Source organism: Mailhella massiliensis (genome assembly GCF_900155525.1).
Lineage (GTDB): Bacteria > Desulfobacterota > Desulfovibrionia > Desulfovibrionales > Desulfovibrionaceae > Mailhella > Mailhella massiliensis.
On record NZ_LT706951.1, the window covers coordinates 403,922 to 427,540 of the forward strand.

Below are 23,619 nucleotides of genomic sequence, written 5' to 3' on the forward strand. Positions count from 1 at the left end.
ATGTCGCACGCATACGGGCGCAGTACATAAAGGGGCGGAAGGACCGCTTGAGGACTCTTGCCCGGTGAAGAGGACCGCTTCGACCTCTTTACTGCAAAAAAGAAACATACAGAAAAAGCCCCGCCGTTTTTCAACGGCGGGGCTTCATGCTCTTGAGTGGTGGAGATGAAGAGATTTGAACTCTCGACCCCTGCCTTGCGAAGGCAATGCTCTCCCAGCTGAGCTACATCCCCACAGGTTGACCTTGCGTCAACGGGATGGACTTTAGAAAAGCCCGCCGGGAATGTCAAGCATTATCTTTCCTTTTCGAAGATAAAATCGTTTTTTGCGTCCCGGGGCGCGGAATACGGGCAAAGAGCGTACAGGTATTCTTCCGAAGCAGAAACAACGCCGTGTTTTCTGCCCTGCCGCGGGAGGCGAGGTATATCGGAAGAGCCGGGCGATGCCGTTTTGCGAAAAATCCTGGCGATCCTGCGGATATGTTCCCGGGGGCTTTTTTTGCGCCGCAGGGGAACGACTCATTGCCTCCGGCAGAGCAGTGCCTTACACTTTTTTTCTTCCCGTTTCCGGCGCGGGAAGAGGGTGCGGGGAAGGATTTGCCTCCCTCAGCCATACTTTGCCGGGAAATGAAGGAAACGCCATGAAGAAGAAAAACTTTCTCGGTATCTGCGGGAGTCTGCGGGCCGCATCCCGCAACAGCGGCCTTCTGCGTTGTGCACGGGAACAAATGCCCGAAGGTTCGGAACTCGTCATTGCCGATATTGCCGATATTCCTTTTTATGTGGAAGGGCGGGAAACGCCGGAGTCCGTGAAAAGGCTTGCAGAAGAAGTGAAGGCTGCGGATGCGCTTGTGCTGGCGGTGCCGGAATACAACTATTCCGTGGCACCGGCGCTGAAGAACGCTCTGGACTGGCTTTCCCGCGAGCCGGGGGATATCCTTGCCGGAAAGCCTGCGGCCATGATGGGAGCGGGCGGAGGTATGGGAACGGCCCGCGCGCAGTATCACCTGCGCCAGAGCTGCGTGTATCTCGATATCCGGCTTCTCAACCGTCCGGAAGTGTTCGCCAACGCCTTTTCCGAGGCATTCACCCCGCAGGGCGATGTGTCCGACGAGCCGGAAGGGCGTAAGCTGCGGGAAAAGGTGGCCGCATTGATGAGGGCGCTGGATGAGCGTGTCCGGCAGAATGCCTGACGCCCGGAGAGCGCCGTATGCCCTCTCCGGGAAGGGGCGTCAGTTTTTTTCCTTTCCCTGGGGGGGATTGCTTTTCCCGCTCAGGGAAGCAATGGCGATTTTCACCACTTCCGTGCTTTTCAGCGTTTTTTCGGGTACGGGAAGCGTGCAGCGGCTCTTGTATTTTTCCGCCAGAGCGGCCAGCGCACGGCTTTTTTCCTCCATATCGACGACACAGGAAGCCTTTCCCGTACCGCAGAGGCTTTTATAGAGCGTGGTGGCCTTTTCCCTGTCGATGGCGATGACTTCATGAACGGAAAACCCCACGCCCGGGGCCTGCTTCAGACAGTCCAGCTTGCGGCCTTCCCTTGCACAGTGGAAATACAGGGCCCCGTCCAGAAAAACGAAGTTGACGGGAATGACGTAGGGGGCTTCTTCGGCTTGAAAAGCCAGAGTCATGACTTCCGCTTCTTCAAACAGACGGGCGAAGAAGGCCGGATCATTGCATTCCCTTTCTTTGCGGCGCATGGTTTCTCCTTATATGAGTTAAGGCTCTGCCGGGGGAGGCGGGAGATACGGCTTGCGGCAGAAGACATGAGCCGGAGCTCTCCCGCAGACGGGCAGAGCTTTTCATCGGGGCAAGGCTCTGTCAATATGTTTTCTACGCGGCCTTTTCCGGCAAAGCAGGCGGTTTGCCCGCCTTCGGTATGAAACGGGTCCAGGGGCGAAAAAACATAACAGCAGATAACGGTCATGCCGTCCGTGACGCAACTTTCGTGTTCTCTCATGAGCGAAAGAAGTGCGAGATTTTTTTGCAGCAAGGCATCTCTTCTGAAAACTGCTGGAAATAGCGGAGAGTATCGAAAAAGGACAGCCTCCATGGAATTTTCCCGAAAACGGAGCGATACGCCGCAGACAAAAATGCGGAGGGCGAAACAGGGCAGAAAGGAACTGCCTTATCTTCGGTGAAGGCGGGGCATGTTCCGACAGAAGCGTTCTGCAGAAGAAGATGCAGTCCGGCGGCGGAACGCATTCGTCCTTGGTTTTTATTTGCGGAAGGTCTGCCATGCCGTGTTTTGCATAAGATTATGTGGAGTGATTTGACTTTTTCTGTTTTAATGGAGCTGTCGAAGGACGGTTTCTGAGCAGTGTGCCTCCACGGAGGGGGGACGCAGGCAGAAAGGAGCGTGTACTTTTTAGGGGCAGGGGTGCGGATTATGGATATTCCGCTGAAATTGCATGAGAAATACATTTAATAATTATCACATAGTATATTTTATATGTCTGTCCCTTCGCCTTGAGAAGACTGCGCCTTTCGGAAGCCGTTGCAGGCACGGCAGGAAGGGGAACCCTGCAGGCGGCGGGAGAATTTTCCCGGCGAAGAAGGGGCATTATGCTTGACGTGCAGGGCAGTTTTTCGCCCGGAACCCCAACCTGTGCGATGTTCCGGGAAAGCGGCATGATGCCGTAGTCAATGTGATGCCTGAAGATTGGAGGCAGCCATGCTGGGAGCCGTCATCGGCGACGTCGCAGGATCGCGTTTTGAGTGGAAGAACAGAAAAAGCAAGGAGTTTGAACTTTTTACCCCGGACTGCCGCATCACGGACGACAGTGTGATGACGCTGGCCGTTGCCCGCGCCGTGCTGGAATGCGTGCGGAACAGGGAACATTTTTCGGAAGCGGCCGTCGCCGCCATGCGGGATTTTGGCAGGCGTTTTGCCCGGGGCTGCTATGGGGGGCGCTTTTCCCGCTGGCTTGCCTCCGACCATCCCGCGCCTTACGGCAGTTTCGGCAACGGATCGGCCATGCGGGTAAGTGCCTGCGGCTGGGCGGCTTCGTCTCTGGAGGATGCTCTGGATATGGCAAGGCGCGTTACCGTGGTGACGCATGATCACCCGGAAGGCATACGGGGAGCCGAGGCCGTGACGGCCGTCATATGGCTGGCCCGGCAGGGAGAAGCGCCGGAAGACATACGTCGGAAGGTGGAGGCTTCCTGGTACAGGCTGGATTTCACGCTGGACGATATCCGCGCAGCGTACAGTTTCGACGTGAGCTGTCAGGGATCGGTGCCTCAGGCCATAGAAGCCTTTCTCGAGGCGTCGGATGTGGAAGACGCCGTGCGCAACGCCGTTTCCCTGGGCGGCGACAGCGATACCCTCGCCGCCATGGCGGGCAGCATGGCGGAGGCCTGCTACGGCGTTCCCGAAGCGCTGCGTGAGCGCGTCATGCCTTTTCTGCCTGCGCCGCTTTGCGAGGTGCTGGAGCGCTTTGAAGCGGTTTTTCCTCCCGTACCGGGGCGGAGAGCATGAAAGGTCGTGCCTGAGCGGAAAAGCTGCGGCGTACGGGCGTCATGCCCGGATGTAGAGGCCGGGGCGTATGTCTGCCACGTCGGTGTAGAGCGTGCCGGTCATGCCGGGGTTGAGCCGGGTTGTTGCTTCTCCTCTGTGATTTTCCAGATGGTAATGCCCCGCAGCAAGCAGAGGCCTCCGCATACCGGGCATGAGGAGCGCGGCGTCGGCGTCGGCATTCCAGGGAGAGCGGACTTCCACCCTCCAGCCGCCGAGAGGGGCGGGCTCCATGATGCGGGCCACCACGGGCCGGGGGCTGAAGTTCTGCGGGGCTTTTTCCACCACGCGTTCCGGCATGAAGAAGCCTGAGCAGAGCGGTCTTGAGGCCGTATGAAAAAGTTCCTCCACCAAAGCATCGTCGGATATTTCGTCATCGGGGGTGCGGCGTGCGGCAAGATTGAGGGCCGTGCGGTACACGTCCGTAACCTGGGCGACGTAGCCGCCGCTTTTGGTGCGGCCTTCCAGTTTGAGCGCCGCAGGCCCCATGTGCACGATGTCTCGCATCCAGCGTACGAGGCACAGATCCATGGGCGCCCAGACGGCGCTGAAATCCTCTCCCTGCTGGATATCGAGGAAGGGGCCGTCGCGGCGCAGGGCTTCCTCTACCGTGAGGGTGATGCCGCGGTAGTCGAAGCGGCAGGGCTGCGTGCACAGACCGAGATTCGCCGGGCGGTTGTTCACCCATGCGGAAATGAGACAGTGCCCGGAAAGGGAAAGGCACATGGCCCCATGGACGAACACCTCGAAGTCCATGGAGGGGAAGCGGCGGATGAGGCTCTCCATGGATTCTCTGCCCAGCTCGCGGGCAAGATTGATGCGCCCGACGCCGAGCCCGCTCCAGAACTCCACCGCTGCGGCGTTGACGGAATGCGCCTGGGTGGAAAGGTGCAGCTCCACACCGGGGCAGATACGGCGTGAGAGATGTATCACCCCCGGATCGGCCGCAATGAGTCCGTCCACACCGAGGTCGGGCAGCATGGCGAGCTGTTCCTCCACCAGCGGGAGCTGTTCGTCGAAGGGGAGGGCGTTCAGGCAGTAGTACACCTTCACGCCGGAGGCGTGGGCGAAGCGCACGGCGTCTTCCAGTTCCCTGCCGTCGAAGCCCCGGCATTTTGCCCGCAGGGAAAGGGCGCTTCCGCCGAGGTACACGGCATCCGCACCGTAAAGCACGGCGGCTTCCAGTTGTTCACGGCCTCCGGCCGGGGCGAGAAGTTCCGGGAGAACATGTTCCTTCATAACGACATCCGGGGTAAAAGGAGAGAGAAGCCGGGCCGCTTCCGAGGCCCGGAAAAAGCTCTAGCCCGCCTTGCGGGGAAAGACAAGCTCTTCGGTGCTGGACAAACGCCGCACCTGAGTTTACTGATGACCGTGCCGCAGGGGCGGCAAGGGAGTTGTTTCATGAAATATATGCAAGCGGCTTTTTTCGTTGCCGTCTTTTGTTTCTGCAAAGCGGCGTGCGCTCTGGGCGCAGGGGCCTTCGGCCTGGAACTGGGAAGCGACATCGACCGCTACGGCCATGAGGCCCGGCCGGTTTCCGAACGGTGGGAACTCAGGATGTACGAAGTCACTCCTCCTTCGCCCGACGCCAGGTTCGACACCTATGCAGTGGATACGTTCCAGGGCAGGATCATCAGAATCATGGCTTCCTCTGCCGACGATCCCAGCGCCGAAGCCTCGAAGACGCTGGATGTGTTCGAGAGTCTGAAACCTGAACTCATGGAAAAATACGGGGAACCTTCGCTCAATGTCGAGGATGTGGAGGATGCGGGAAGCGACCTTCGTTCCTATCTTGTGGATGAAGGCGGCATGGAAGTGCTGGAATGGACGTTTTCCGCTACCGCATCTTCGGACGGGCCGGGCGCGGTCTATGTCTTTCTTGCCGGTTCGGAAACCGATGACGGAAAACAGGCTTCCTACTGCACCCTGTACATGGAAAGCCCGGAATATCCCGCCATCAGCGACCTGGCGGATCAGAAGGAAGTCCAGCCCTGAACAGGCAGGACACACCGGCGCTGCTCCGTATGCTGCATGTACTCAGAAGGGCTTTTTCCCGGGAAAAGACATGAGCGGGGCGAAGGATAAACGCGGAGTGCCTCCCGCCCCCGATGGAGCGGAGCTGGGGAAAGCGATGCCTTGTATTGCGCCGAAAAGCGGGGCGTACGGTATTTCAACACAGGGAAGAGGAAGAAGCATGGAAAGAAGTTCATCGGAAATACGGCGTGCATGGGGCTGCCTGCTCGGTCAGATTGCCGGAGATTCCCTGGGCAGTCAGGTGGAATTCAAGGATGAGGAAAAGGTACGCGCCCTGTACCCCGCGGGTATGGATGATCTCGAGGGCAGCGCCCTGTACGGGACGCTTCCCGGGCAGCCTACCGACGATTCGGAAATGGCGCTTGCTCTGGCCCGCAGCCTTGCGGAAGAGGGTGCCTTTCATGCCGAAAAGGTGCGCGCAGCCTATGTCGCGTGGCTGGGGAGTCATCCCGTGGATTTTGCTCATGCGGTGTTTCGCGCTCTGCACGGCAAAATAGATGCCCGGAGCGAAGCCAACTGCGCGTTGATGCGTGTGAGTCCCCTCGGCATACGGGGAGCGCATTGCGTACCGGATGCGGCGCTTCCCTGTGATGACGGAGCCGAACCCGATATCGAGGCTCTGGCCGAAAGCAGGGAGATGCGGGAGCTTGCCCGTCAGGCCATGGAGGAAGCGGCGCTGACGAATCCCCATCCTCTGTGCCGCGCTTCCAGCGCAGCCTATGTCTCGGCGCTGGCTTACGGTATACGGAGCGGTTCTCCCATGGGCATGTGGCCGCGCATCTTCCTTCGTGGAGCGACGTGCCCGCGGAGGAGGCGGAGCGGGTATGCGCATGTCTTGAGGATGCCAGAACGCATGAGCCCGAAAATGTTCAGGAAAACATGAGTCATGTGCTCGTTGCGCTGCATAACGGCTTCTGGCCTTGGCGGTCTTGACGATTTTCAGCCAGTCGCGGGGGGGATGGCGGGTCTTGTCGGGAATGATCTCCACCATGTCGCCGGTTTTGTGCGGCGTGGCGAAGGGTTCGAGCTTGCCGTNGGTTCTCCCATGGGCATGTGGCCGCGCATCTTCCTTCGTGGAGCGACGTGCCCGCGGAGGAGGCGGAGCGGGTATGCGCATGTCTTGAGGATGCCAGAACGCATGAGCCCGAAAATGTTCAGGAAAACATGAGTCATGTGCTCGTTGCGCTGCATAACGGCTTCTGGCGTCTTCTTCATGCCGGGAATGCCGGAGCCGGTGTGCGCGCCACGGTAATGCGCGGAGGCGACGCCGCAGCCAACGGGGCCGTGGCCGGTGCGCTGCTCGGCGCGGCGCTGGATATCGATTCCTTCCCCCATCAGTGGGCGGACGCCGTGCTTGCCTGTATGCCGAAGGAAGGCCGGGTTGCCCGCCCGAGGCCTGAGGCGTACTGGCCCATGGATTTCATGCCTCTGGCGGAGAAGCTTCTCGGCTGAAGAAGTCCTGCTTTCTGATGGAGCCAATGCCTCAGAGAGACATGAAGAACATGCAGAAACGGCGGCGGATGAACCATCCGCCGCCGTTTCTGCAGAAAATACCCGCATCCGGGAAGGGAACCTTCGTCACCGGCCCTCATGACGGGAATAGAAGAAAAGCAGGAGAAATCCGACGGCGGCTCCCGCTGCTCCCAGACATGCCGTACCGGCATAGCCGAACCCTGCGTCGATGGACAGACCGCCGAGGAAGGCCCCCAGCGCGTTGCCTGTGTTGAAGCCTACCTGCGCCATGGCCGCGCCGAGCATTTCGCCTCCTCTGGCATTCTGCAGCAGAAGCATCTGCTGCGGCGCGGATATGCCGAAGAGGCAGGCCGTGCAGAGGAACAGAAGGCACAGCGCCGCCGCAAGACCGGTTCCCAGCAGAAAAAGCGCCAGCAGGCTTACGGCCATGACTCCCTGCATCCCCGCCGCTATGACCGCCGGTCTGAAGCGGACGGAAAGCCTGCCGCTCAGAGAATTGCCCAGTACCATGCCCGCCCCGGCAAAAGCCATGACCAGCGTCATCTTTCCCGGTTCCAGACCGGAAACCCCCGTCAGAAACGGCGAGACATAGCTGTACCAGCAGAACATGCCTCCGTTGCCCAGAACGATGGCCAGAAAGATGAGCCAGGGCTGAACACTGCCGAGAAAGCGGAACTGTTCGAGAAACCCCGTGTGTTTGAGTCCCGGGAGCTTCGGTACCCAGATAAGCACGCAGATGATGACGACCACGCCCGTGCATGCCACGAGCGCATAGGCCATCCGCCACGATACAAGGTGCGTGAGGAGCGTGGAACAGGGGACGCCGCCGAGGTTGGCAATGGTGGCCCCGGCAATGACGATGGATACCGCCAGAACGGAAAACGCCTTTTCCACCAGCTTGTCCGCAATAATGGCGGCCACGCCGAAATAGGCTCCGTGGGGCAGGCCCGCGATGAACCGTGCGGCAAGCATCAGGGAGGGGTGCGTCGCCATCGCGGTCAGCGCGTTGCCCGCGATGAAGAGGAGCATGAGGACCAGAAGTATCCCGCGCAGGGGGCGGGAGCGTGCCGTCATGACGGTAAGAGGCGCGCCTGCGCATACCCCGAGGGCGTAGGCGGAAATAAAGTGCCCCGCCTCGGGAATACTCACCGCGAGGCTTCCGGCAACTTCGGGCAGAACGGCCATCATGGAAAATTCCGACATGCACACGCCGAAGGTGCCGAGGGAAAGGGCCAGCAGACTTTTGAAAACGGGATAGCTTATCTTCATGGAATGCGCCCCGGAGCGCGGGGAAAAAGGAAAGAGAACCCCATGGCCTTTGGCCCTGAGGCTGGGCCTGCTGCGGCAATGCCGGTTCGCCGCCTGCGGGAAAACGCAGACTTCCGGCTGGAGATGATCGGCGGAAAGCCCCTGTTCCTTTTCGGAAAGTTCCAGCAAAAACAGCATGATTTTCCGCGTGAATCGCCCGGCCTTTGTGTAGTGGGGCAGGGCGCTTTCGTCAAGAGCCGGGATTCCGTTTTTTTCAGGGCGTTTCCCTGCCTTGCGCCGGACAAGGTCTGTCTGAGCTGCGCAGGCGGCAGGGGAAATCATGGCCGGGGATTTTGTCGCCGTATCCGGGCAGAAAAGACCGGCAGAAGCTTCCGCTGCCGAAAGGCCGTAGCCGGATGGGGACGCCTACTGGGCGTTTTCCCTGCCCAGCACTCTGTTGAAGAACTCCTGCAGTACGGAGACGAGGCGGGTATGCACGGCCTCTCGCGTTTCCTGATCCACGCTGTTGCAGAGCGTGGCGAGCGGACCCGCCGGGTCGGAATCGGGGCAGGGGGCCTGAAGCGCCGGTGCGTCGGCATGGTTCAGAAGCATGTATTCCGGTCTGTGGCCCAGCATGTCCACAAAGCGTTCCGCCTGTTCCGAAGGTCTGTTCCATCCGTCCAGTTCCGCTCCTATGAACAGGGAAGGCGTACTTACTGCGGCCAGACTTTCCCTGCTGAACAGCATGGAGAATCCGGGCGAAACGAAGACCATGGCCTTGAAGCGGGCATCCGCCACGGGGCTGTGATGGGAAAGCGGCGGCAGAAGGGGCAGCGCTACCGGGGGAGTGGGCAGCGCGTCGGATCTGGCAAGGCGGAGCTGGCGATGATGGCTGCGGGATACGGAATCGGAAAGACGGCGGAAAAGCTGACGCCTTGCCTCCACGGCGGTATGCATCATGGCCGTTTTTTCCTCCCTTTCCAGAGAACGATGCTTCATGCTGGCGACAAGCTCGTTCATTCTGGCGGAAAGATACGGCGAACACCAGGGGCTGTCGGAAGGATGCAGCAGGGAAGCCACGTCCGGCGAAATACCTTCGTCGGCATAGGCGGGAGTGACCAGAAAGTTCTGCAGAAAGGTGCCGGCGGGCGCATCCGGCGAGGGCGTGTGCTGCGCCGCGGGTCTGAGAGGGACGGCCTGCGGCAGCGATATGGGCGGTACGGAACCCTCGGGGCGTACATCCTTCTCCACGGCTTCGGGCAGAGTTTCCTCATCCGGCGCAGGTGCGGGAGGAATGTCTTCCTGTACGGGAACGGCCGCTTCCGCGCCTTCGCAGAAGGAAGGCCATGCATCGGGGGTCAGCTTTCCTCCGGCAAGCAGCAGTCCTGCGGAAGAAGGCATACCGAATCCCAGAAAGCCTATGCGCGAACGGTCGGCTTCCTTGCCTATCTGGGGATGTTCCAGCACGAGATCCAGCGCGGCCCGGAGCTGGAGCGCCCGTACCGGCAGTTCCCTGTCGGAAAAGAGCAGGGCCATGTCCTCGCCGTTGTCGTGGTCGTGCGTGGGGGCGGCCACGATGAATCCGCGCGCGGCCAGAGCGGCGGCAATGTCGTGATGCGTCCATGCGGAACCCGTGACGTCGTGCGAAAGAACGATGACGGGCCACGGTCCCTGCATGATGGGAGCGTTGCGCGCGGCGCGGAAGGTCCAGTCCCCCACCTTTACGCTGCCTGCCTTGCGGCGTGTGGGGTACCACACGCCCATGTGTATCATGAGGCGCTGGGCGGGCAGACTGGAGGAAAGGGTACGGTAGCCTGCATAGACGTTCTGCTTGCTCTGCCTTGCCTCGACGCCGGGGGCGGCAAGGAGCAGGGAAAGGACGAAAACGAAGAGTACGCCGAGCGGCGCACGCAGTCGGAAGGTATGAAGGAACGGAAAGCGCTCAAGCATATCCGGCGATGTGATGCGGCATGTCCCTTTGCACCGTGCTCTGTTCGTCGGGCAGAAACGGAAGCGTCCGTGTGCCGGGCGGGCAGGGGCGACGCAGGGAAAGGAACCCCGCAGAGCGGGGTTCCAGGATCAGGCTTCGGGGTTTTCGCGCGGAGCGGCGAAGTCTACGGCGGCTCCGGTTTTCAGTTCAGGTTCGGCGGCCTTGACTTCATTCCAGAGCTCGTCCTTTTCATCGAGGCTGAGGGCCTTGAAATCGAGTCCGCGTTCCCGGGCCAGGGCTTCCATGGCGTCGAAGCGGGCGCGGAAGCGGTTCGCGGCGAAGTCCACGGCGGCTCCGGCCTTCACGCCCATGCGACGGCCGAGTTCTACCAGCGTGAATATCATGTCGCCGAGTTCGTGTTCTTTGGCCTCGTCGCTCCCGGAGGCGCGCGCATCCAGCAGTTCCAGCCATTCCGCCTCGACCTGCCGTTCCACTTCCTCGTCGTCGTCCCAGGTGAATCCTGCGCCGGCGGCCTTGGCGTGCAGGCGGTAGGCCTTGGTGAGCGGCGGCAGGCCGGAAGGCACGGAAGAGAGGGTGCCCCTGGGTTCCCCGGCCTCGCTTTCCTTTTCCGCCTTCTTGATGGCGGCCCAGTTCTTCATGAGCTGATCGATGCTTTCGCACCCCGCGTCGCCGAAAACATGGGGGTGGCGGCGGGTCATCTTGTCCGCCCCCATCTTCAGCGCGTCTCCCAGGGAAAACTGCCCGGCAAGTTCAAAGCGGCGCGCCATGAGCAGCAGAACGAAAAGCAGATCGCCCATTTCATCGCAGGCATGACCGGGTTTGCCGGAGCGGATGGCATCCACCAGTTCGTGGCATTCCTCTATAAGATATTCGCACATGGAAAGGGGCGTCTGTTCCCTGTCCCAGGGGCACCCCTTTTCCGGGTCGATAAGCTGATTGACGACATTCTGAAAGCGGAGAAGCTGTTCCTGCTCGTTCATGATGGACTCCTGAACATAAAGAGCGCGGGGCGCGCGGATTACATGGGGGGAAGGTGCAGATCAAGGGAACCGGCGAGACTCTGGATGAAGCGCATGAGCGGGGGCAGAATCTGCGATTCCTTCACCACCGGCACGTTGGGCAGCAGGCGCACGGCGATATAGCCGATGACACCCGCGAAAATGAGACCCTTGGCAAGGCCTGCCAGCAGGCCGAGCATACGGTCGATGCCGCCTGCGAAGGCGGATTCGAGCATACGGTGCAGGGCATGGGCCGCAAGCCCCACCGCCAGTATGCCCGCCAGGAAAAGGAGGGCCATGGAAAGCATGGGCGCAAAGCCGGGGGAAACGCCGTACTGGGAAAGCACGGGCGCAAACTGGGCGCTGAATGTCCGCGCGAGCAGAATACCCGCGGCCACGCCGAGCAGCCCGGCCACTTCCTGGACAAGCCCCCGGATCAGACCTTTGACGCTGAAAAAGAGCAGGATGATCAGAAGGGCGGTATCAAGCAGGTTGATTTGAAACATAGGACCTCAATGGTTCCTCAGGGGAAGGTGTGGCGGTATTGTAGAGGAACGGACGGGAGTGTCAAGAAAAAGCGGGATGCGGGACGCGTCGGACTTCCGGGCGGCGGCAGGAGGCTCTTCATGCGGAATGCGGGGAGGGAGCATACGCCTTCCTTTCGTCGGAGAACCTGCGGCAGAGTATGGACAAAAGCGTTTTCGGGCATACTTGCATAAAGGAAAAAAAGGGGTGAATCTCATATGGGCCCGGAGGGGAAGGATGTTCCGCCCCCGACCGGGCACGATATCGCCCGAAAAGGAGAATAGTCATGAAAGAGACGTTGCAGGATATCAGGACCCGCCGCAGCTGCCGTAAGTTCCAGTCCCGCCAGATAGGCGACGAGGAGCTGAACGCCATTCTTGAAGCCGGAACCTGGGCCCCTACGGGCCGGGGCGCACAGTCTCCCGTCATGGTGGTGGTGCAGGATAAGGACACCATCGCCAGGCTGTCGAAAATGAATGCCGCCGTTCTCGGCACTTCGGGCGACCCGTTCTACGGCGCGCCCACGGTGGTTGTCGTGCTGGCCGACAGAACCCGTCCCACCTGTGTGGAAGACGGTTCTCTGGTCATGGGCGATCTCATGCTCGCCGCTCATGCGGTGGGGGTCGCTTCGTGCTGGATTCACCGTGCCCGCGAGGTCTTCGACAGCGAGGAAGGCAAAGCTCTGCTCAAGAGCTGGGGCGTGGAAGGCGATTATGTGGGCGTGGGCCACTGTGTGCTGGGCTATGCCGACGAACAGGGCGAGGCTCCGGCCAAGCCCCGCAAGGAAAACTACGTCATCCGCGTATAGTTGAAGTTCTGCATGAACTTTTTCCCGTGCGGGGCGGCGCGTTGCCGCGCGTGCCCCGTACGATTTTTCCTCCATTCCGTTCACGGAGAATAACATGGGCGAATCACGCATAGGCACGGTGGGCATCGTGGTGGACAACCCGGAAGCCACGGCCGGCATCAATGCCATTCTTCATGACTATGCCGACATCATCGTCGGCAGGCTGGGCATTCCCTACCGCAGCCGGGGCGTTTCCATCATCGCGCTTGCCGTGGACGGCAGCATGGACGCCATTTCCGGCATGACGGGGAAAATAGGCAAAATTCAGGGCGTGTCCGTCAAGGCCGCCATTTCAAGGCGGTGAATCATGGATATGCAGCGCTGTCTTGCGGTTCTTGATACCTTGAGCGAGGGCCGCCTGCCGGAACAGGGAGAAATGGCATCCTTCATCGATGCCTGCGCCCCGCAGGCCTTCGCCGGTTCCGTGCCGGAGGAGGCTTCCGAACGGGAAGCGGAGTATCTGGCGCTTGCCGGTCTTTCTTCCGGTCCTGCCGCAGCCCCGGCGGGGGAACCGCTTTCCGTGGAAGAGGCGGAAGCCGTCCGGGCCGTGCTTTTCGAGCGGGCCAGGGCAAAGGCGCAGGAGCACTTCGGAACGAAGATCTACATCCGCGGCCTCATAGAAATTTCCAACATCTGCCGCCAGAACTGCCGCTACTGCGGCATACGTTTTTCCAATACCGAAGCGCAGCGCTACCGCCTTTCGCCTGAGGATATTCTGGAATGCTGTGAACACGGCTACGCGCTCGGCTTCCGCACCTTCGTGCTGCAGGGAGGGGAGGATGTGTGGTTCACCGACGAGCGGCTTGCGGGCATTGTAGGCGGCATCAAGGCTTCCTGGCCCGATTGCGCCGTGACGCTTTCCGTAGGAGAAAGACCGCTGGAATCCTACCGCCTTCTCCGCCGCGCCGGGGCCGACCGTTTTCTTCTGCGTCACGAAACCGCCGATCCCGCGCATTATGCGCTGCTGCATCCTGCGGGCCAGCGCTGGCGGAACCGCATGGACTGCCTTGATGCGCTCAAGTCGTGTGGCTATCAGACGGGGGCGGGCTTCATGGTGGGGTCTCCCTGGCAGACCTCGGCATGTCTTGAGGAAGACGTGCGCTTTCTGTACCGTTTCCAGCCGGAGATGGTGGGGATAGGTCCCTTCATTCCCCATGTCGATACGCCCTTTGCCCGCTTCCCCGCGGGGGATGTGGAAAGAACGCTGGTCATGGTGGCCATGGTGCGTCTGCTTCTGCCCTTTGCCATGCTTCCTTCCACCACGGCGCTGGGCACGGCCGCAGGAGACGGGCGGGAACGCGGCATTCTTGCCGGAGCCAATGTGCTTATGCCCAACCTTTCGCCGAAGGAGGCCCGCACCCGTTATCGTCTGTACAACAACAAGCTTTCCGAAGGTGCGGAATGTGCGGACAATCTTGCGGCGCTGAAGGAGCGCATCCGGGCCATAGGCTACGACATCGTGGTCGACAGAGGCGATTTCTGCCGGGAGGGCGCGCTTTAGATGCACCGCGGGGCTGCTCCGGTCCGCACGCCATGTCTGTCGTGCGCCGAGCAGGGAAGCGCCGCCTTGTTTTCCGATGAAAGGCCGCAGCCTGCTTCTGCAATGTTGCAGAGGGCTGCGGCCAGGGGATTCCTGCCTTGCGTAAAGCCGCAGAGGCAGAACCCGGGGCCTGCTTTTGAGCGGCGTGGCCTCCAGCCGCCTTTCCGTCCAGGGCGGAGGGCGTTCATAAGGAGCGCCGTGTACGGCGCTTCCGGTTCAAAAGGAGAATTTCATGTCCGATACCATCAACGATACTCCCCGTTCCGGCCGCCTGCATATAGGTATTTACGGCAGGCGCAATGCGGGAAAATCCTCACTCATCAACGCTGTTACCGGTCATGAAACGGCCATCGTCTCCGAAAATGCCGGAACCACCACCGATCCCGTGTACAAATCCATGGAGATTCACGGTCTCGGCCCCTGTGTGCTCATCGATACCGCCGGTTTTGACGACGTCGGCCCCATGGGCGAACTGCGTGTGGAAAAAACGCGCCTTGCTCTGGAAAAAACGGATATCGCTCTGCTGGTAGTGACCGGAGAAGGGGAACTCGACCGGGAAAAGGAATGGGTGGCCGCCTTCAAGGCCGGGAAGAAGCCTTTCATCATCGTGCTCAATAAAAAGGATGCGCTGGATGAGCCTCATCTGAAAGAGCGCGCAGCCTTCATCGAGCATGAACTCGGGCAGGCCCCTGTCGCCGTGAGTGCGGAGCGGCGCCTCAATCTGGACGGGCTGCGCGAGGCCATGCTGCGCCTTGTTCCTGCGGACTGGGGCAGGAGGGAGATCACCGGCAGCCTGTGCGGAGAGGGGGATGTGGTCATGCTGGTCATGCCGCAGGACATACAGGCCCCGCAGGGAAGGCTTATTCTTCCTCAGGTGCAGGTGACGCGGGAACTTCTGGACAAGAAGTGCATCATTGCCAGTTGCACGGCGGACAAGATCGCACAGACGCTGGAGGCGCTTGCGCGGCCGCCGCATCTCATCATCACCGATTCGCAGGTGTTCGGCGAGGTATGGAAGCTGAAGCCTGCGGAAAGTATGCTTACCTCGTTTTCCATTCTCATGGCGGGCTGGAAAGGCGATATCGAGGAGTTCATCCGAGGGGCGGAAGCCATCGACCGCCTCACTCCCCATTCCCGCGTGCTCATTGCCGAAGCCTGCACCCATGCCCCTCTGGCCGAGGATATAGGACGCGAAAAGATTCCCCGCCGTCTGCGCGCCCGTTTCGGCGAAAGTCTGGACATCACCATCGTAAGCGGAACGGACTTTCCTGCCGATCTTACGCCTTACGACCTTGTCATTCATTGCGGGGCGTGCATGTTCAACCGTACCTACATGATGTCCCGCGTGAAAAAGGCCAGGGAACAGGGGGTGCCCATGTGCAACTACGGTGTGGCCCTGGCCAAGCTTACCGGTATTCTCGACAAGGTGGAACACGCCTGAAACCGGCGAGAGACCGGTATGCCGAGGCAGCCGTAGGCATTCTGTTTTTTCTGTGCCTGTGGAAGCAGGCGGGCAGGAAAAGATGCCTTGCGGGCTGTGAGCCCTTCATTGCCGGGGAAGGCGATGCAGGTTGTGCGGGTGCTGCTGGAAGAATGTGACGCTGCCTGTCAGAAGATGCGTTTTTTCCTCCGCTCATGACGGCGTCTCCCCGGGGGGACGCCCTTGACGCGTAGCATCCCGCTCTTCGGACAGAGGAGAGAAACGGGCGGAATCGTCTCACGGAACCGCCGTTTTTTTCCGCGGAGATGCCGGCGGGATTCCCTGCATTTTTCGTGACCGGGGCCGTGTCGCGAAACTTTCTGCAGGAAAGATGCATCTTTTCCTGAAATCAGGAAAGAAAAAGCTTGCCTTTTAGGTCGGGTCCGGCTATAGTGCCTTTCGTTGTCGGGATGTGGCTCAGTTTGGTAGAGTACAGCGTTCGGGACGCTGGGGTCGCTGGTTCAAATCCTGCCATCCCGACCATGTTATAAAGGCATAAGCCGCATAAGGAATCACAACTCCTTATGCGGCTTTACTTTTTTCTCTCCCTCTCCTGTTCTCCCAGGATTTCCTGTACAGGACGGCGAAAAGGTATCCTTTTCGGCGCCCTGTTTTTTATTTTTCCGGCAATACAGGAGCAGATGGCGCCACGGACGGGGGAGACTGTGGCACGGACTCCGCCTTGCGCGGCCTGCATGGGCGGGTGAAGAAGGGCGCAAAGGCGCCCATGAAGTCCGACAGCGAGGCCGGTACGTTCTGGACGGAAATATCGGCGTCTCTTCTGTCGTTTTGCCGGAAAGCGGAATTCCCTTGGCTTTGGCATAGTTCCTGAAGTCTTTCTCAAGCCGGTCCGGCAGGCGAGGGATGGAGCGCGGGAGCTTCCGGCGCAGGGCATAGCCCGGGCGAAGAGAGGAAGGCGGGCAGGGGCGGAACGGATGGAACAGGTGCGCACCTTCCAGACTGTGGCTCTGACGGGCGGAAACAGACGACCAGACACAACATGGGGGTATGGCTCCTGCGGGGCTATGTGAAATATCGGCTGCCGTCATACATGCGGCCGTCGTGGGCGCGGCCATTGCGGCAGAAGGAGAAGGGAAAGGAAGGCTCGGGCGGCATCTGCCCGGGAAGATGCCGGTACCGGGAGTGTTGCCGGATAAAAATCCGGCCGGAGAATATTTTCCCCGGCCGGAGATATGTTGAGGCGCGTTTTCCAAGAGTACGTCCCGGAAGGCGACGTCGCATTGCAAGGCCGCGGAAGCGCCATGAAGGGGACCTCTCCGGGCGGGAGTGATGCGTCCGCCCGCCGGAAAAAAGAACGTTTTTGAGCGGAAAGGCTTCCTGGAGGAAGACTACAGCCAGCTCGGCTTGTTCCTGGAAATCACGCCGTCCTGCATGGTGAAGCCTTCCAGACTTCCGGCCTTGACCTGTATGCAGAGGAAGCGGATGGGGCTGTCTTTCGCGGCGCATACGCAGCGGGCTCCCGCAGGAGCGATGCGGAAGCAGTCGCCTGCCTTCAGGGGAAGTTCCTCTCCGTCGATGTACAGTTTGCCCGCGCCGTCCAGCACGATATAGAGTTCTTCGTTCTGCGTGTGGGTATGGACAAAGGGAACGGATATTCCGGCAGGCAGGTTGTTGAGGGAAACTTCCGCTCCGGTAAGGTTCAGCAGATCGTGCAGTTCGCTGCGGGCGGCCGAGAAATCGAGATGGGCGAGAGTGCAGTTTTTCATGGAAAACTCCTTTTTTGATTCGTTATCGAACTAAATGGTGAAAAATATTGCGTCATGCCGGAACCTTCGACACGACGCGGTTAAATGAGGATGCCGGAGAACGGTTCAGCATTTTCCGTCCGCGTGTTTTTCCACACAGGCGGCAAGGAGCTGTTCCAGTTTCAGGGCCTCTTCCTCGCTGAGCCGGTCGGTAATGATGGCCTGCAGACCTTTGGAAATAGCATCGAAGGCGGGTTTGAGGGCCCGTCCTTTTTCCGTGAGGCGTACTTTTACTCCGCGTGAGTCCTCAGGATCGGGAATGCGTTCCACATAGCCGTTTTTCTCCAGCTTGGTCACCAGAGCCGTTACGGTCGACTTGGTGCGGTGGGCATGAAACGCCAGTTCGCTCATGTTGCGGGAATCGCAGGTGAGCAACTGGCCCAGCACGTCGCCGTGACTGGGCGCAATGTCGCGCAGACCGGCCTTTTCGAGCTCGGCGAGAATGAACGTATTGCCGATTTCACGCAGTCGGCTGGCGTAATTGAAAATGGCGAGCTGTTTCATGACCTTCTATTTAGTTTGATATCGAATTTTTGTCAAGAAAAAAGATCACGGCTCGTGGTTCCGGCCGTGATCGGAACGGCGCGCTGCGAGGAGGCGGCAGACGCCGTGTTTTCTCTTCCTCCGCAGGCCTGCCGGAACAGGTCCGGCAGGAGAAAGCGGCGGTAAAGAGGAAGGAATGTGCGGGAAGAGGCCCGTTTACTGTTTGTTGCGGTTCTGCAGCCTGTCGCGCAGGATGATGGCCAGAAGGTTCATGCCCACCACGAGGAAGATGAGCATGAGCGCCGTGCCGTACTGCAGGGGCAGGGTTTTTTCGATGTCCGTGCCGGAGGTGGCGAGAATGTACATGTGATACGGCAGCGACATGACGGGGCTCAGGATGGAGTCGGGCATATGCGGGGTGAAGTACACGGCGGCCGTGAACATGATGGCGCCGGTTTCGCCCGCAGCGCGGGCGAGGCCCAGAATGCAGCCGGTGAGCATACCGGGAAAGGCGGCGGGAATGACCACGCGAAGTATGGTCTGCACCTTGGTGGCGCCCATGGCCAGGGAGGCTTCGCGCCAGGAATCGGGCACGCGGCGGAGGGATTCTTCGGCGGTGTTGATGATGATGGGCAGAGTGAGGATGGAAAGGGTGAGGATGCCGGAAAGCAGGCTTACCCCGAGTCCGAGGAAGGTGACGAAGAAGGAAAGTCCGAACAGGCCGAAAACAATGGATGGCACGCCCGCAAGGTTGTTGATGCCGAAGCGTATGTAGTAGGTGAGGCGCGAATGGCGGCTGTACTCATGCAGATACACGGCCGTGGCCACACCGATGGGGAAAACGATGATCATGGAGCCGAAGGCCAGCAGGAAGGTGCCTACGATGCAGGGCATGATGCCGCCTTCCGTCATCATGTTCTTGGGATAGGCGGTGAGAAATTCCCAGGAAAGGGAGGAAATCCCGTTGAGGGCAAGGTAGAGGCATACGCCGGAAAGCGCCAGCACATTGATGGCGGCGGAGGCATGGAGCAGCCCGAACATCAGTTTCTGAAGGCGCAGGCGGTATTTGTTGCGAGTGGCGCTGTTCATGGAATCTCCTGAAAGGGATGATGCCGGCCTTGCGGCCGGAGCGCATACGGAAGGGGAGGAACTTGCGGGAAGAGTCGCCGTACGCGGTGAAAGACGGAGCGAGGACATATCAGCAGCCTATGCCGGAATTGCGCTTTTCCGCGATGCGGAAGGCGGTGGCGTTGAAGATGAGCGTGAAGATGATGAGCACGATGCCGGTGGCGAACAGGGCGAAATAATGTTCGCTGTGGAAGGGGGCCTCCGCCATTTCCGCAGCAATGGAGGCGGGAATGGGGCGCACGGAATCGAACAGCGAGGTGGGAATGACGGCCGCGCCGCCGGCCACCATGAGCACGACCATGGTTTCGCCTATGGAGCGGGACATCCCCAGCATGACGGCAGTACCTATGCCGGAACTGGCGGCGGGGAGCACCACGCGGATGAGCGTTTCCCATTTGGTGGCGCCGAGGGAGAGCGAGGCTTCGCGCAGTTCGCGCGGGACGGAGTAGATGGCGTCCTCGGCCACGGAGCAGATGATGGGCACGCTCATGAAGGCCAGCATGAGTCCGGCGTTGAGCAGGTTGAGGCCGGAAGCGGCCCCGAAATAGTTCTGAAGGAAGGGAGCTACGACCACCATGCCGAAGAAGCCGATGACCACGGAGGGCAGGGCGGCGAGCAGTTCCACGAAGGGCTTGACGATACGGCGCATACCGGGCTTCGCCACTTCCGCAAGATAGATGGCCGTGGCCACGCCGAGGGGAACCGCAATGACGGTGGCCAGCAGCATGACGGTGAAGGAACCGGCGATGAGGGGAAGTATGCCGAATTCCATGGGCTCGTCGGTGGGGTACCAGCCCAGACCGAACAGGAAGTCGAAGAGGGGATAATCCTTGAAGAAGGGGAGGCCGTCCAGCAGCAGAAAGAGAACGATGCCCGCCATGGAAAGGATGGAAAGCGTCGATATGCCGGCCAGCAGCCATTGAATGAGTCGTTCCTTGCGAGTGTTCATGCCGTTATCCGTGGAATACGAAAAAAGGGGGAATTCCCCCGTGTTGTCGGCCTCCGGGAAGCGTCCGCCGGACTTTCAGCCTCCGGCGGAGCTTCTGGGGAGCCCGATCTCGTGACATGCCTCCGTACGCGGCGGGGCGCTTTTTCCCGCCCGGGTGCCGCGTCGAAAGGAGGAATGCTACTTTCCGAGCGGGATATAGCCCGCCTTCAGGACATCCTGCTGGCCGAGCTTGGGATCAAGCATGAAATCCATGAACTTGCCGGTGTTGCCCGCAGGCTTGCCGTTGGTGAAGAGATACAGTTCGCGGGAGAGGGGCCACTTCTTGGCAAGGGCGGTTTCGGCGGAAGCCTCGACGCCGCCGATGGTGAGGCCCTTGACGTTGTCGTTCAGATATCCCATACCGATATAACCGATGGCGTTGGGATTGGTGGCCACGTTCTGGGCGACGCCGCCGTTGCTGGCCTGGGTGAGGGCCTTGGGCATGACCCGGGCGTCCTTCATCACGAGTTCCTTCCAGCATTCGTAGGTGCCGGAGGAGTTGTCGCGGTTGACGACCACGATGACGGCGTCGTTGCCGCCCAATTCCTTCCAGTTGGTGATCTTTCCGGCGAAGATGTCGCGCAGCTTTTCAATGGAAAGATCCTTGACGGGGTTCTTGGTGTTGACGATGGGCACCAGGGCGTCCACGCCGATGACGGTGCGGGTGAGTTCCATCTTCTTGTCGGCGGCGAGCTTGGTTTCGCTGGACTTGACGTCGCGGGAAGACATGGCCACGTCGGTGATGCCGTCAAGAAGGGACTTGATGCCCGTACCGGAACCGCCGCCGGAAAGGACGATGGAAATGTCGGGGTAGCTCGCCATGAAGTGTTCGGAGGCCTTCTGAATGATGGGCAGCACGGTGGTGGAACCGTTGATGGTGATGGATTCGGCCGCAGCGGCGGGGGAAACCGCAGAGAGGGCGAGCAGGGCGCTCATGACGATGCTTTTGATTTTCATGGATCAGACTCCTTGTGTTTTTCCGGCGGATCATCCCGCCGGACAGAATGCAAACTAGAAAGCGATTGTTGCGGCAGTATATCCCGGATATTAATTTTTTGTATCGCTTCAACATGCCGTCCTTTCATGATATTTTTATAGGAATGTAACACTGGCTTCATACTGCGAAGCTACACAGATCAGAAACCGAAAGGGGAAACATCGTGGACAACAAACAGCCTGTCATACTTGTTGTGGAGGACGACGACGATATCCGTGAGCTGGTGGCTTTTTCTCTGGAAGAGGAAGGTTACCATGTCGAACAGGCCGCCGACGGTCTTCGCGGGCAGGAAATGGCCGAGACCCTCAAGCCGGATCTCATCATCCTCGATCTCATGCTGCCCGGAAGGGACGGGCTTTCCGTGTGCCGCGAGCTCAACAGGCACGCTGCGGAAAGTATGCCCTGTCCCATACTCATGCTCACGGCGAGGGGCGAGGAAATGGACCGCATCATCGGCTTTGAATACGGAGCCGACGATTATGTGGTTAAACCTTTTAATATCCGTGAACTGATGCTGCGCGTCAAGGCCATCCTGCGCCGCCGCAGCATGGATACCGGGAAAAAGGTCGTCGTGCGGCACGGCGTCAGCCTCGATCAGCAGGGCCGCCGTGTGTCCATCGACGGCCGCACGCTGGAACTGACCGCGCTGGAATACCGCATTTTTGAGGATTTCTTCCTCAACGCCGGCCGCATACGCACGCGTGAAGAGCTTCTTTCCTCCGTGTGGGGCTACCAGTTCGAGGGATATGAACGCACGGTCGACGTGCATATCGCCCGCCTGCGCCGCAAGCTCGGAGACGCCGCCCAGTACCTGGAGACGGTACGCGGCATGGGCTATCGCTATAAGGAATAGCCATGAAGAACACCACGTTTTCCATCAAGATATTTTTCTGTTTCTGTGTCGTCATTCTGTTTTCCGTGCTGGTGCCGTGCGGATATTTTCTGCACAGCATCAAGCAGGAAAGCATTGATCTCTCGCGGGAGGAGGCCTTCCGCGAGGTATCCTTCGTGCAGACCTGCATTCTGGACGAGGTGAAGAAGGCGGGAGGCTCGCCGAAGAGCGTCCTGCCGGAAATGCTGAAGAATTTCTACTCCGGCGGGGAACACCGCGTGACGCTTATCGACGCCGAGGGCGTGGTGCTGTACGATTCCTTTGCCGAAAACGTCGCCGAGCTGGAAAATCACCGTTATCATGAGGAAGTGGCCCTTGCCTTCGCTCATGGAGAAGGCTCCAGCGTAAGGCACAGCGCAAGCCTCGATACGCCGTTCGTCTACGCCGCAAAGCGCGTCGCCATACCGGGAACGTCCATCAACGTCATCCGCGTGGCCGCGCCGCTTTCCCTGGTGGAAACTCATGCCGCCGACAGAAGCCGTGCGCTCATGGCGGGCGCCGTGGCGGCGCTGATCTTTGCCGTGGGCTTTGCCGCCTTCATGTCCATGCGCTTCCGCCGTTCCCTGCAGCTCATGATCACTTCGGTGGAAAACCTGGCCACTCCCGGCAGCCGCAGCGGCCGCATCAGCCTGAGAGCGTTGCCCGGCGACGAATTCGCGCCGCTGGCCTCCGCCGTCAATTCCATGGCCCAGCGCATGGAAGTGCAGGTGAATCATATTCTCGCCCAGAAGGCCCAGCTCGACGCCGTGCTCAACAGTATCGCCGAGGGCGTGCTCGTGGTGGATCACGAAGGCTGCGTGCGCAGCGTCAACGCCACTCTGGTACGTCTCTTCCCCCGCGCTGCCCATGCCGAGGGCCTGCAGCCCGTGGAAGTGATTCCTTCTCCCGAACTGCAGAAGGGGATAGAATCGCTCAAGCATGAAGTGCCGGAAAAGCCCGTGCAGTTTGAAATGGACAACATGTCGGGCCGCAAGCTTCAGGTGCTGATCTGCCCCATTGTGGGAGAAAGCAAGCTGCTCATGGCCGTGGCCGTGTTCCACGATATTACGGAAATGTCTGTACTCATGGACATGCGGCGGGATTTCGTGGCCAACGTTTCCCACGAACTGCGCACTCCTCTGACGGCCATCATGGGTTATGCCGAAAGTCTGAAGCGCTACGTCACGGAAAAAAGGGCGCTGCATTTTCTGGAAGTCATCGACCGCAATTCCCAGTACATGGCTACCATGGTCAAGGATCTGCTCCAGCTCTCCAGCATAGAGAACGGTTCCATTCCCATGGATATCAAGCCCATATCCGCATCCTCCATCATTCATGGCGGTATGGATCTGTGCCGCACCTCGGCGGAAGCCAAGCGGCTGGAATTTCATGAAGAACTCAAGGAAGGCGATTTTCCCGTCAATGCCGATGCGGAATATCTGACAAGAGTGGTCCGCAATCTGCTGGAAAACGCCTGCCGCTACGCGCCCGAAGGTTCCCGCATCGTGATTTCCGTGGAGCCGGACAGGGAATCGGGCATGGCCGTGTTCCGCGTTGCAGACAGCGGGCCGGGCATTCCGCCGGAACTGCGCGTGCGGGTATTCGAACGCTTTTACCGGGTGGAAAAGCACAGGGGCGGTCAGGTTTCCACGGGCCTCGGCCTTGCCATCTGCAAGCATGTCGTGGAAAGGCACGGCGGCTGCATAGGCGTTGAGGACGGCCCCGGCTGCATCATGCGCTTCACCATTCCCCTTGCCTGAACCATCCGTCAGTT

At 60.1% G+C, this 23,619-nt stretch carries 22 protein-coding genes and 2 tRNA genes; 12 read left to right on the top strand and 12 right to left on the bottom strand.

The annotated features are described in order from the left end of the window. Window positions 1–157: 157 nt before the first annotated feature. Window positions 158–233 (bottom strand) — tRNA-Ala (locus CZ345_RS07465). Between the two features lie 407 nt (window positions 234–640). On the opposite strand from CZ345_RS07465, the gene CZ345_RS07470 reads away from it, so the two are divergent. Beyond that, window positions 641–1,192: an NADPH-dependent FMN reductase gene (locus tag CZ345_RS07470; protein WP_077072537.1), complete on the top strand. Its 552-nt coding sequence runs from the start codon at window positions 641–643 to the stop codon at window positions 1,190–1,192. A gap of 39 nt (window positions 1,193–1,231) precedes the next feature. Here CZ345_RS07470 and CZ345_RS07475 read toward each other — a convergent pair whose 3' ends face one another. After that, window positions 1,232–1,699, bottom strand: coding sequence for a pyridoxamine 5'-phosphate oxidase family protein (locus tag CZ345_RS07475; RefSeq protein WP_077072538.1), 468 nt, complete (start codon window positions 1,697–1,699; stop codon window positions 1,232–1,234). Window positions 1,700–2,673: 974 nt separating this feature from the next. On the opposite strand from CZ345_RS07475, the gene CZ345_RS07480 reads away from it, so the two are divergent. Continuing rightward, window positions 2,674–3,480 carry an ADP-ribosylglycohydrolase family protein gene (locus tag CZ345_RS07480; protein WP_077072539.1) on the top strand — a complete coding sequence of 269 codons (807 nt, stop codon included), beginning with the start codon at window positions 2,674–2,676 and terminating at the stop codon, window positions 3,478–3,480. 39 nt (window positions 3,481–3,519) lie between these two features. Here the strand turns inward: CZ345_RS07480 and CZ345_RS07485 are convergent, their stop codons facing one another. After that, entirely contained in the window at window positions 3,520–4,755 is a 1,236-nt protein-coding gene (locus CZ345_RS07485) for a peptidase U32 family protein (RefSeq protein WP_077072540.1), read from the bottom strand. A gap of 162 nt (window positions 4,756–4,917) precedes the next feature. Between CZ345_RS07485 and CZ345_RS17045 the strand changes: the two genes are divergently transcribed. The 3 genes from CZ345_RS17045 to CZ345_RS07500 all read left to right on the top strand — a co-directional run bounded on the left by CZ345_RS17045 (window position 4,918) and on the right by CZ345_RS07500 (window position 7,002). Then, window positions 4,918–5,511, top strand: a complete 594-nt coding sequence (locus CZ345_RS17045) for a hypothetical protein (protein WP_077072541.1) — start codon at window positions 4,918–4,920, stop codon at window positions 5,509–5,511. A gap of 199 nt (window positions 5,512–5,710) precedes the next feature. Next, window positions 5,711–6,433 (top strand): ADP-ribosylglycohydrolase family protein, encoded by a 723-nt coding sequence (locus CZ345_RS17050; protein ID WP_077072542.1) that lies wholly within the window; start codon window positions 5,711–5,713, stop codon window positions 6,431–6,433. Between the two features lie 170 nt (window positions 6,434–6,603). Beyond that, a complete protein-coding gene (locus CZ345_RS07500; RefSeq protein WP_077072543.1) occupies window positions 6,604–7,002 on the top strand; it encodes an ADP-ribosylglycohydrolase family protein in 399 nt (132 codons plus the stop codon). A gap of 126 nt (window positions 7,003–7,128) precedes the next feature. On the opposite strand, the gene CZ345_RS07505 is transcribed toward CZ345_RS07500, so the two are convergent. The 4 genes from CZ345_RS07505 to CZ345_RS07520 all read right to left on the bottom strand — a co-directional run bounded on the left by CZ345_RS07505 (window position 7,129) and on the right by CZ345_RS07520 (window position 11,726). Further along, window positions 7,129–8,469, bottom strand: a complete 1,341-nt coding sequence (locus tag CZ345_RS07505; RefSeq protein WP_239446641.1) for an MFS transporter — start codon at window positions 8,467–8,469, stop codon at window positions 7,129–7,131. Between the two features lie 228 nt (window positions 8,470–8,697). Then, window positions 8,698–10,221 carry an alpha/beta hydrolase family protein gene (locus CZ345_RS07510; protein WP_077072544.1) on the bottom strand — a complete coding sequence of 508 codons (1,524 nt, stop codon included), beginning with the start codon at window positions 10,219–10,221 and terminating at the stop codon, window positions 8,698–8,700. A 129-nt stretch (window positions 10,222–10,350) separates the two neighbouring features. Continuing rightward, on the bottom strand, window positions 10,351–11,202 hold the full coding sequence (gene mazG, locus CZ345_RS07515; RefSeq protein WP_077072545.1) for a nucleoside triphosphate pyrophosphohydrolase: 852 nt from the start codon (window positions 11,200–11,202) through the stop codon (window positions 10,351–10,353). A gap of 38 nt (window positions 11,203–11,240) precedes the next feature. After that, on the bottom strand, window positions 11,241–11,726 hold the full coding sequence (locus CZ345_RS07520; RefSeq protein WP_077072546.1) for a CvpA family protein: 486 nt from the start codon (window positions 11,724–11,726) through the stop codon (window positions 11,241–11,243). A 305-nt stretch (window positions 11,727–12,031) separates the two neighbouring features. Here CZ345_RS07520 and CZ345_RS07525 point away from each other — a divergent pair, with 305 nt between their 5' ends. The 5 genes from CZ345_RS07525 to CZ345_RS07545 all read left to right on the top strand — a co-directional run bounded on the left by CZ345_RS07525 (window position 12,032) and on the right by CZ345_RS07545 (window position 16,095). Beyond that, window positions 12,032–12,553, top strand: coding sequence for a nitroreductase family protein (locus CZ345_RS07525; RefSeq protein ID WP_077072547.1), 522 nt, complete (start codon window positions 12,032–12,034; stop codon window positions 12,551–12,553). Window positions 12,554–12,647: 94 nt separating this feature from the next. Then, window positions 12,648–12,896, top strand: a complete 249-nt coding sequence (locus CZ345_RS07530) for a TM1266 family iron-only hydrogenase system putative regulator (protein ID WP_077072548.1) — start codon at window positions 12,648–12,650, stop codon at window positions 12,894–12,896. 3 nt (window positions 12,897–12,899) lie between these two features. Beyond that, complete coding sequence (hydE, locus tag CZ345_RS07535) at window positions 12,900–14,093, top strand: [FeFe] hydrogenase H-cluster radical SAM maturase HydE (protein ID WP_077072549.1); 1,194 nt, start codon at window positions 12,900–12,902, stop codon at window positions 14,091–14,093. A 271-nt stretch (window positions 14,094–14,364) separates the two neighbouring features. Beyond that, window positions 14,365–15,573: a [FeFe] hydrogenase H-cluster maturation GTPase HydF gene (gene hydF, locus CZ345_RS07540; protein ID WP_077072550.1), complete on the top strand. Its 1,209-nt coding sequence runs from the start codon at window positions 14,365–14,367 to the stop codon at window positions 15,571–15,573. Window positions 15,574–16,018: 445 nt separating this feature from the next. Next, window positions 16,019–16,095, top strand: a tRNA-Pro gene (locus CZ345_RS07545). 866 nt (window positions 16,096–16,961) lie between these two features. On the opposite strand, the gene CZ345_RS07550 is transcribed toward CZ345_RS07545, so the two are convergent. From CZ345_RS07550 to CZ345_RS07570, 5 genes are all read right to left on the bottom strand, one after another. Beyond that, window positions 16,962–17,339, bottom strand: a complete 378-nt coding sequence (locus CZ345_RS07550) for a cupin domain-containing protein (protein ID WP_077072551.1) — start codon at window positions 17,337–17,339, stop codon at window positions 16,962–16,964. 105 nt (window positions 17,340–17,444) lie between these two features. Then, window positions 17,445–17,882 (bottom strand): MarR family winged helix-turn-helix transcriptional regulator, encoded by a 438-nt coding sequence (locus CZ345_RS07555; RefSeq protein WP_077072552.1) that lies wholly within the window; start codon window positions 17,880–17,882, stop codon window positions 17,445–17,447. Window positions 17,883–18,077: 195 nt separating this feature from the next. Beyond that, window positions 18,078–18,950: a phosphate ABC transporter permease PstA gene (pstA, locus tag CZ345_RS07560; protein ID WP_077072553.1), complete on the bottom strand. Its 873-nt coding sequence runs from the start codon at window positions 18,948–18,950 to the stop codon at window positions 18,078–18,080. A gap of 109 nt (window positions 18,951–19,059) precedes the next feature. Further along, window positions 19,060–19,938: a phosphate ABC transporter permease subunit PstC gene (gene pstC / locus CZ345_RS07565; protein WP_077072554.1), complete on the bottom strand. Its 879-nt coding sequence runs from the start codon at window positions 19,936–19,938 to the stop codon at window positions 19,060–19,062. 177 nt (window positions 19,939–20,115) lie between these two features. Further along, on the bottom strand, window positions 20,116–20,934 hold the full coding sequence (locus CZ345_RS07570; protein ID WP_204224241.1) for a phosphate ABC transporter substrate-binding protein: 819 nt from the start codon (window positions 20,932–20,934) through the stop codon (window positions 20,116–20,118). Window positions 20,935–21,137: 203 nt separating this feature from the next. On the opposite strand from CZ345_RS07570, the gene CZ345_RS07575 reads away from it, so the two are divergent. Both CZ345_RS07575 and CZ345_RS07580 read left to right on the top strand, forming a co-directional pair. Then, window positions 21,138–21,827, top strand: coding sequence for a response regulator transcription factor (locus CZ345_RS07575; RefSeq protein ID WP_077072555.1), 690 nt, complete (start codon window positions 21,138–21,140; stop codon window positions 21,825–21,827). Window positions 21,828–21,829: 2 nt separating this feature from the next. Further along, window positions 21,830–23,605, top strand: coding sequence for an ATP-binding protein (locus CZ345_RS07580; protein WP_077072556.1), 1,776 nt, complete (start codon window positions 21,830–21,832; stop codon window positions 23,603–23,605). The last annotated feature ends 14 nt before the right edge of the window (window positions 23,606–23,619 follow it).

Excerpts from the sequence above, each read along its gene's own strand:
- CZ345_RS07480 (WP_077072539.1), top strand. The coding sequence starts at position 2,674 with ATGCTGGGAGCCGTCATCGGCGACGTCGCAGGATCGCGTTTTGAGTGG.
- CZ345_RS07550 (WP_077072551.1), bottom strand. The coding sequence starts at position 17,339 with ATGAAAAACTGCACTCTCGCCCATCTCGATTTCTCGGCCGCCCGCAGC.
- CZ345_RS07525 (WP_077072547.1), top strand. The coding sequence starts at position 12,032 with ATGAAAGAGACGTTGCAGGATATCAGGACCCGCCGCAGCTGCCGTAAG.
- hydE (WP_077072549.1), top strand. The coding sequence starts at position 12,900 with ATGGATATGCAGCGCTGTCTTGCGGTTCTTGATACCTTGAGCGAGGGC.
- CZ345_RS07505 (WP_239446641.1), bottom strand. The coding sequence starts at position 8,469 with ATGCTGTTTTTGCTGGAACTTTCCGAAAAGGAACAGGGGCTTTCCGCC.
- CZ345_RS07520 (WP_077072546.1), bottom strand. The coding sequence starts at position 11,726 with ATGTTTCAAATCAACCTGCTTGATACCGCCCTTCTGATCATCCTGCTC.
- pstC (WP_077072554.1), bottom strand. The coding sequence starts at position 19,938 with ATGAACACTCGCAAGGAACGACTCATTCAATGGCTGCTGGCCGGCATA.
- CZ345_RS07530 (WP_077072548.1), top strand. The coding sequence starts at position 12,648 with ATGGGCGAATCACGCATAGGCACGGTGGGCATCGTGGTGGACAACCCG.
- CZ345_RS07485 (WP_077072540.1), bottom strand. The coding sequence starts at position 4,755 with ATGAAGGAACATGTTCTCCCGGAACTTCTCGCCCCGGCCGGAGGCCGT.
- CZ345_RS07570 (WP_204224241.1), bottom strand. The coding sequence starts at position 20,934 with ATGAAAATCAAAAGCATCGTCATGAGCGCCCTGCTCGCCCTCTCTGCG.
- CZ345_RS07475 (WP_077072538.1), bottom strand. The coding sequence starts at position 1,699 with ATGCGCCGCAAAGAAAGGGAATGCAATGATCCGGCCTTCTTCGCCCGT.
- CZ345_RS07510 (WP_077072544.1), bottom strand. The coding sequence starts at position 10,221 with ATGCTTGAGCGCTTTCCGTTCCTTCATACCTTCCGACTGCGTGCGCCG.
- CZ345_RS07580 (WP_077072556.1), top strand. The coding sequence starts at position 21,830 with ATGAAGAACACCACGTTTTCCATCAAGATATTTTTCTGTTTCTGTGTC.
- CZ345_RS07470 (WP_077072537.1), top strand. The coding sequence starts at position 641 with ATGAAGAAGAAAAACTTTCTCGGTATCTGCGGGAGTCTGCGGGCCGCA.
- CZ345_RS17045 (WP_077072541.1), top strand. The coding sequence starts at position 4,918 with ATGAAATATATGCAAGCGGCTTTTTTCGTTGCCGTCTTTTGTTTCTGC.
- hydF (WP_077072550.1), top strand. The coding sequence starts at position 14,365 with ATGTCCGATACCATCAACGATACTCCCCGTTCCGGCCGCCTGCATATA.
- CZ345_RS17050 (WP_077072542.1), top strand. The coding sequence starts at position 5,711 with ATGGAAAGAAGTTCATCGGAAATACGGCGTGCATGGGGCTGCCTGCTC.
- mazG (WP_077072545.1), bottom strand. The coding sequence starts at position 11,202 with ATGAACGAGCAGGAACAGCTTCTCCGCTTTCAGAATGTCGTCAATCAG.
- pstA (WP_077072553.1), bottom strand. The coding sequence starts at position 18,950 with ATGAACAGCGCCACTCGCAACAAATACCGCCTGCGCCTTCAGAAACTG.
- CZ345_RS07555 (WP_077072552.1), bottom strand. The coding sequence starts at position 17,882 with ATGAAACAGCTCGCCATTTTCAATTACGCCAGCCGACTGCGTGAAATC.